We start from the raw sequence: 5512 nt of genomic DNA, 5'->3' as shown, positions 1-5512 counted from the left end.
GTTGAGGCCCTCGCCAAAAAATGGGCAGGCAAGCGCGCCAAACGCAGCTAACCCGCGGCCTGCACCGGAGGGTTACGATGATCCGCACCGGGAGCGTTGCGCTTGGCAACCTCACGCTCGATGTCAGCCGTAGCTCCGGCTTCTATCCTGATATCTTCATGGGCTACCCAGAACCATTGCGGCAGTTGCATCAGCAGGGAGTGGTCGAGCGTGAGGCGCGGTTCTTCTGCAGGAATCGCGGCGTCGCACTGCTGGTTCGGAAGGGTAATCCGCTCGGCATTCGCGGGCTGCCTGACGTGATACGTCCAGGTACGCGGATCGCGCTGCCGGATACCGGCGATGTTCGAGCAAAATGCCTTGCTGCCACGGAGACTTTGCTGGGAAAAGCCGCAGCCGATGCTCTCGTCGCAGCAGAGGCGGATTTCTCAGGCCGGCTTGGCATCATGCATCGCGATCTTCCTGAGATGGTCGCCCGCGGTTACGCGGACGTAGCCTTTACATGGCACCATCTAGTTTCTTACTGGGCACGAATATTCCCAGATCACATCGAGTCTGTTGCTATTGCCGGCACCGAGCCATTCTTCACCCAGATCGCCTTCGCTCACGTCAATCACCCGCTGCGCTTCGATGCGGCAAAAGCGTTCGGCGACTTCTTCTTCAGGCAGGCAAGGGACGTTTACCCGCGTTATGATTTTGCGCAGATGAACGAGAATGAGTTTGGAGCACTCCTGGAGCTGGATTGATCTCTGAAATTTCAGGACTCTGAAAGTGGCCCTTTGGCCCGCATGTATGGACCGGCCAGCGTTACAACGTATAGCGCGGTATATCGTTAGTGGCTGGATCTTGATTTGGTTGTGAGTTCCACGCTCGCTCTTGATGCGATTCACGATGAGGAGTGGTAGGTCACCGATTGGTAGTCCCATTTTTTTCGACGACTCGTGCGTTTCATGTCGTTGTCATCCGGGAAGCGCAGGAGATGTATATCCTTGCTCTGGTTACCCAAAAAGGCGGAAGCGGCAAGAGCACGCTGGCGGTCGGAATTGCAGTCGCAGCGATGGTGAACGGGGACCGAGTCGCAATTGTCGAGGCGGATCCACAAGGCACGATTTCAAAATGGAAAGAACGGCGCGGCCATCCCTATCCGCGGGTCGTTCGGGTCTCCGATCCCACCGAAATAGAAGGGGCGCTCGTCAGCCTTGAAGCTGAGGGAATCTCGCTTGCGATCCTCGATACCGCCGCCACGAACAATGCACTGGCCATACGCGCCATCGCGAGGGCCGACCTTTGCCTGATCCCGGTGCGTCCGAGTCTGGCCGACATCGAAGCCGCGATACCGACGTTGATTGCTATTCGTAGGCTCAACCGCCGATTTGCTTTCGTCCTCAATCAGACGCCACCGCGGGGCTGCCGCGTGAGTGAAGCTGCAACGTCGCTCAATTCGCTCGGGGTGCTTGCGCTTCCCTACGTCGGACATCGCAATGACCACCAGGACGCGCTTGGGGCAGGATTAGGCGTGACCGAGTTTGCACAAGAGGGAAGAGCCTCGGAGGAAGTTCGTGAGCTGTGGCGCTGGGTCTTGAAAAAGCTTGTCGAGGGGTCGTTAGATCATGAGCCACACGCAAAAACGGCGGCATGCTAGCCATACGCGCTGTGCGCGACGCTCGCTGGTAGAGCTTACCGCGGCGGCGAGCCGAGCCATTGACGATGGTTTGTTTGTGTTGTCCAGCGGGACTGCTGCTTCCAATCCGCGATCGGAGCACACAGGCGAGAAGACGTCTGATCAAACAATCCTTGCAAGGCAAGCGATGGCTCCGAATCCCGTTGCGGTGCTTGAATCTCGGAATGCGGCGGCGCCGCGCAAGGACGAACTCCTAGATTCCGACATTACCAACGAGATGATGGTGGAGATTGCCAAGGACTATCAAAACGGAGCTTTTGAAAACATCAAAGCCAGCCTGAATGCTGCGTTGGACCATGCAAAGAACCTCGTGGAGACACGGGTGGAAGACGAAGCCGAGTCGAAAGACATCGGCAGCTCCACTCTTGAAGGCAATTTTCTGATCGTTCGCAAAGAAACCACAACGGAGTTCTGCGCGGATGCGCCCGAGCTGGTTGTGCAGAAGGAACCATCCGAAGGCGCGAGGCAGCCGCAACTGCGATACATGCGGCGGCTCACAGACGAGGCGGTCAGATTGCTGGACGATCTTCAGAGCGGCAAGCTGGAGAATCAGGCGAACTTCATCCTGAGCGAATGCTTCAGAGAAGCCGCCAGCGCGTTCTCTATGATCAATCAGCAACTCAAGCGCGACGGCTATGCCGGGAGTATTGACCCATCAATCTTCATCTGGCTTGCCAATATCACCGAACCAGAGACGCGCGACACCGGGACCATGCGGCTTGAGATCGTACCCAACCACCGAGGGCGTCCGAGCACGTATGCGCGCCAGGTCGCTCAATTCATCTGGCATCTTGTCGAGGGGCAGGGCTGCCGGCGACAGGCGGCATATCGGGGGGCGCTCACGAAGTTCACCATAAGCGCGAGTTTCGCCGAGACGGCCTATGCCTTTTGGGAGCCGATCTTCAAACGGGCAGGACCGCACGTGAAGATGCTGACCCGCATTTCAGATCCAGAAATGTAAAGCTAAACAGCACGGCCATTTGGCGTCCGATTTAACTGAGGCCGAGGCCCCCTTGTCCGAGCTTCTTCGAAAGCCGGGCGCCGCATCAGGTTTGAAGCCTCACCGGCACTCACCTTGCTAGACCTGCGGACCTTACCTGCTCGCGTCCGCATTTTCGAAACCTCCTTGGACCCCTTCCCTGGTCACCCAGAGCCGTTCGGCGGATGCGCATGGCGGTCTGGCCATCCGTTGATGCGCCGACGGCTGATGTCACCCAGCGCGCTCTCCAGAAGTTGGGCTCTCCTTGTGGTTCAGCCCTCGTGCTTGATCTTGAGGGCTAAGCGGAAATATTCCGCTCGGTCAGAGTATTACCGGTTTGAACCGACTCCGACATTGCGCTTGCCTTGTTTGCACAGAGACGCACAAGCGCCTTCCCGAACATCCTGCCACCTATTTCATGGTATACGCCCCCCACTCGTGATTGCAGCCGTTAAACATGTTTGGCATGCCGCTGGGCGGGAAGTTACCGATGGGCATCCATTTCCCGCTTCCGCTCATGTCGGCGAATTTGCCCGTGCCGTGAACGACACGGTACGTCCCCTCGGCCTTGGCAGGATCTCCCTTCCGGGAATACACGACAAAGTACTTGTCGCCGGCCGCGTCCACGAACTCGCAACTGCCGTTTTCGTCGTGCTGGCCGCTGACGTCCGAAAATGCCCCTAGGCACTGCCCTGACATCATGTGAAATGGGGTCCCTTCCGTTCCAGGCGACGTACCGATAACGGCATACGACCCAGCCACCATTCCGTCAGCGTGCTGAATGAGGTGGGCTGGTCCCGTATAGCAGGTCTGCTGATCGACCTTAACCTCAGCAGCAATCAATTGCGTTGAAAGGGCCGAGGCCAATAACGCGGCTGAAAATATGAGTTTCGTACGTGACATGGGTTTCTCCTCCCAGTTACGACTTGCGCGTCGCTGATCGCGTGCAGAATGCGGGTACCGTGAAATTACTCTGCCCTTCTGATCTTCAATGTGCTCGGCAGAGAAGAAAATATTGGAGCTCACCACCGTACATTCTTTGACGTAGATCAACGCCGGCGCTTTCTGGCTTTTCGGGTACTGGCCGATTCCGTTGAAAAAGGCCGCGGTTGCGACTCAGAGATACCAGTGATTAATCGGCCCGACGCAGACCTTCGCAAGGTGAGCTCTTATGCCGATTTTCGGGGGTATAGCGGACTCGTTATGCTCGGCACGAGCTTTTGCGAGTCTGACCCAACTGCGACATTCTGGTTACGGATCGCTGGCAAGAAGTCGAGCGAAGGCAATGTTTGGCGAAGAAGCCAACAGCTAGGCCCCCCAAAGGAAATCACCTAGGCGCTCGGTAGCGTTCGGGCTCAGTACAGTAAATGTACCATGTGTGATAGATATGCCGTCATCTACTGAGGCTCCGGCGGGCACTCTGGGCAATCATTATCCATTAAGAACCGATGAGATCGGACGACGGACCGCGGGACAGGTGAAGCGTGCTGTTCTGCGCCACAATGAGCCAATCCAGCTAGAACTGGACAATACCGGGAAGAGGAACGATGTCCGACCAGAGCAGCCACTCATTCGGTGTCGCCGTTCTCGGAGCCGGCGCAATGGGATCCTTATTCGGGGGCAGTCTCTTCGAGGCCGGAGCAGATGTCACCCTAATCGACCTCGATGCCGCTCATGTCGAATCGATTCGCAAGAACGGCCTCAACCTCAAGACGGATGCAGGCGAGCGCCGCATTCACGTCCCGGTTCTGTTTCCCTCCGAGGTGAATGCCGTCTACGACCTCGTCATCGTCTTCACGAAGGCGATGCACACGAAGCAGGCACTAACCGCCATACGTAGCTCGATCGGCCCAAACACGGCGCTCTTGAGCCTGCAAAACGGGCTCGATAACAAGCTTGTTCTCACCGAGTTCGCCGATCCTCGAAATGTGCTGATCGGCATCACAACCTACCCCGCCGATATTAGGGGGCCGGGCAGCGTCGAATCTCACGGTCGCGGCGTTGCTCGGCTCGCGGCGGCAGGCGAACCTGCCTCGCCGACGCTGGACCTCCTTCCCGATCTCTTCGCGCGGAGCGGGCTCAATGCGGTAATCGATCCACATGCCGAAACGGCGATCTGGGAGAAGGTCGCGTTCAACGCCGCTTTGAACGGCCTTTGCGCAGTCACCGGATCAGCGGTGGGTCAAATCGGCGCGCACACGGAAACGCGGGCGTTGGCTTTTCAGATTGTCTCGGAGGTTTGTAGTACGGCGATCGCCTGCGGCTTTGCCGTTGAGCAGCAGCATGTGGAAGAGATGTTGGCCGATGCGCTCGCACACCACATCCATCATAAGCCTTCCATGCTTCAAGATGTTATTGCAGGTAGACCCACCGAGATCGAGGCGATATGCGGCGCGGTGGTCCGCCATGCAGACGAGCGTGGCGTAGCAACCCCTGTTACCCGAACAATCCTGGGGCTCGTACGGCATATCGACTGGCGTGCAGCCACTGCGCGAAGATCGCCAGACCAGTCCAGCGGTGATCGTTCAGAACGATAGTTAGACTATTAGCGCGGCACCGAATTCAGTCGGTTCAGCGGCAAGCGCATTGTGCGAGGCATGTCACCGGACCTGATGTTGGGTCCAATTTGGGTCCACGGACCATAACTATATAGCGCGATCGTCGGCAACGATGGGCAATGCTTATTTAAGTACTTTCAATTGGTTAGATCGGCTAAGTCCTTGATCTAAAAAGCGTGTCCGGACTCCTAGGCACTCCGGACCTCGTGCTCTCTTCAGAGTAACCCTCCGGTGCAGGCCGCGGGTTAGCTGCGTTTGGCGCGCTTGCCTGCCCATTTTTTGGCGAGGGCCTCAACT

The 5512-nt window shown here is 57.5% G+C and carries 5 protein-coding genes; 4 read left to right on the top strand and 1 reads right to left on the bottom strand.

Annotation, left to right across the window (positions count from 1 at the left end):
* Positions 1-77 precede the first annotated feature (77 nt).
* The 3 genes from SO180_RS41885 (at position 78) to SO180_RS41875 (ending at position 2639) form a co-directional block, all read left to right on the top strand.
* Positions 78-743, top strand: coding sequence for a substrate-binding domain-containing protein (locus SO180_RS41885; protein WP_449384618.1), 666 nt, complete (start codon positions 78-80; stop codon positions 741-743).
* Positions 744-976: 233 nt separating this feature from the next.
* Positions 977-1639 carry a nucleotide-binding protein gene (locus tag SO180_RS41880; RefSeq protein WP_449384617.1) on the top strand — a complete coding sequence of 221 codons (663 nt, stop codon included), beginning with the start codon at positions 977-979 and terminating at the stop codon, positions 1637-1639.
* Positions 1608-2639, top strand: coding sequence for a hypothetical protein (locus SO180_RS41875; protein ID WP_449384616.1), 1032 nt, complete (start codon positions 1608-1610; stop codon positions 2637-2639). The genes SO180_RS41880 and SO180_RS41875 overlap by 32 nt, the downstream gene beginning before the upstream one ends.
* Before the next feature lie 429 nt (positions 2640-3068).
* Here the strand turns inward: SO180_RS41875 and SO180_RS41870 are convergent, their stop codons facing one another.
* Positions 3069-3560, bottom strand: coding sequence for a hypothetical protein (locus SO180_RS41870; RefSeq protein ID WP_449384615.1), 492 nt, complete (start codon positions 3558-3560; stop codon positions 3069-3071).
* A gap of 644 nt (positions 3561-4204) precedes the next feature.
* On the opposite strand from SO180_RS41870, the gene SO180_RS41865 reads away from it, so the two are divergent.
* The gene (locus tag SO180_RS41865; protein ID WP_449384614.1) at positions 4205-5194 is read left to right on the top strand and encodes a ketopantoate reductase family protein; all 990 of its coding nucleotides are present in this window, start codon (positions 4205-4207) and stop codon (positions 5192-5194) included.
* The last annotated feature ends 318 nt before the right edge of the window (positions 5195-5512 follow it).

It is taken from the genome of Bradyrhizobium sp. UFLA05-112, from assembly GCF_053572325.1.
Note: the sequence above shows the minus strand (reverse complement) of the source record. Positions and strands in the feature narration are given on the sequence as shown.